Origin of the sequence: Mycolicibacterium pyrenivorans (assembly GCF_025821625.1) — a bacterium.
GTDB classification, from domain to species: domain Bacteria; phylum Actinomycetota; class Actinomycetes; order Mycobacteriales; family Mycobacteriaceae; genus Mycobacterium; species Mycobacterium pyrenivorans.
In genome coordinates, this window is record NZ_JACKSH010000216.1 from 1 (window position 1) to 2,050 (window position 2,050).

Sequence of the window (2,050 nt, forward strand, 5' to 3'; positions counted from 1 at the left end):
AGCAGATCCGGCCAACGCCGGGTGCGGTAGTGCAGTGTGGCGGTGATGAATTGACGCCATTGGGCGGCTTGGGTGTCCTCGGTGATGGCCGGGTGGTCGAGCAGTGACGCGGCTTGGGCGTACTGTTCGGCGCGGATGAGTGCTGAGGCGTAGGCCAGAGCCAACGTGGCCCGTGACCACACCGGAAGCGTCAGGTATAGCGGTGCCACGATCACGGCGTGAAGCTCGCCGGCCTTGAGACCGATGCGGCGGGTTTCGCGGTAGAGCGCCCGGGAGTTCTCGTGCGCGCCGGCCAGGGTGTCGAGTTCCTGGTCTCCGCACGCNTCGCCGGCCTTGAGACCGATGCGGCGGGTTTCGCGGTAGAGCGCCCGGGAGTTCTCGTGCGCGCCGGCCAGGGTGTCGAGTTCCTGGTCTCCGCACGCCAGGCGACCCAGCCAGGCGTCCGACATGGCGGGNTTGTCGGCGGTGANGCGGGTNAAGATGCNCAGTGCGGTGGCGCGGTCCCCGGAGCGGTAGCTGTCCATCGCGGCGTCGAACGCGCGGCGCTGTTCGGTCGGCGAGGTCATGGGTGGCGCTTCTCCCCTGCTTGGCTACGTGTTGGTGATGGGATTGACGGTAGTCGGTGGCCCGGNGAACGCGCGGCGCTGTTCGGTCGGCGAGGTCATGGGTGGCGCTTCTCCCCTGCTTGGCTACGTGTTGGTGATGGGATTGACGGTAGTCGGTGGCCCGGAGGAAGGTCCTGGCTCGTCGTCGGGTGGTGGAAACTCCTCGTCGTCGTGCGGCGGCTCCGGGGGTGGCGGAACCTCGTCGAGGTANCGCGCCTCGGGGAGGTCGGNCATCGCAGGCAGAGATGTCGCCGCCCCGCCGAACCCTCCCGGGGCCTCCCCGGGCAGCTCAAAGGTCGCAGGCGGAGACCCGCTGGGAGCCGGGGCAGAGTGGCGGGTGGCCGGGACTGCGGCGCGGGCGTTATCGAAGCCGCTGAGCACGCCCTGGATTCCCCCGCCGGTCGGCGGCGGCGCTGACAGTGCCGGCTCCCCACCGCCCGCCGGGGCGGGGTGTGCTGCGCCGCCGGGGTCGATACCGCCGGCCGGGGGTTGCTGTGCGCCGGACGCGGAGCCGCCTTCGCCGCCCGAGCTTGCCCCGTTGCCGCCGGTGGGGACCGGTTCAAAACCTGGCTGAGGTCCGCCGTGGACTTGGCGGGCGTCGGCGGCCTGGGCGTCGAGCTGGTCCCACGGGGTGGTGTCGCCGCGGCTGCGCAGTCGCGATCCCAGTCCCTTGGCCCCGGCCGCGGCGGCACCGCCGACACCGCCGATCGCGGCGTGCATCCCCATGCCAAGGGCGACACTGCCGGCCTGGCGGAACAGGCCGGGTCCGGGGCGTTCGGCCGACAGGTCGGCGCGGATGTAGCGCAGCAGCATCATCGCCGCGACCGAGACTGCGCCCATCATCAGCACGTGCGCGAACGGGTTGGTGCCGCCCAGTTGTGCGGGGAGCCGGCCGGCGACGATTGACTCCACCGCCAGGCCCATGACGCTGACGAAGATGATGTAGACCAGGACCTCGATGGCGGACGCTGGGGGGCACCGGGGATGGCTCCCAGCCACAGCGTCGGCAGCAGGATCACCGTTGTGTAGATCGCCTTGACNGACACCTTGAGCACNGCCCAGCCCGAGAGCACCATGAAGGCCCCCAGCAGCAGCGCAACCACAACGAACACCAGGCCGACCCAGATGTTGGTGCCGTCGAGGTGCTGGGCGTAGGACACTGCGTTGCCGCAGGACTGCATGGCACGGATCGGTCCATCGGGTGCACCGCGATTGACGGCCGCCGACCAGGCGGCGCCGCATCCACCCACCCGATCGACGACCTGACCGAAGTTCCACAGCTGCAACGGTTCTCGCACGGTGTGGGTGATGAGGCTGGCGGTCAGCGCGTCGACCTGCCCGCCCGANCCGACACCGTCGAAGGTGCCGTTATGGCCCGGAGTGGCGGCCTGGGCGACGCTGAACCCGACCCGGCGGGCGAACTCGAGGAGCCCGCCTTCGCCATA

1 pseudogene is annotated in these 2,050 nt (G+C 70.6%); it reads right to left on the bottom strand.

Annotated features, from left to right (window positions below):
• A pseudogene (locus H7I57_RS23995) lies at positions 1-566 on the bottom strand (hypothetical protein); the annotation flags it as partial.
• Between the last annotated feature and the right edge of the window lie 1,484 nt (positions 567-2,050).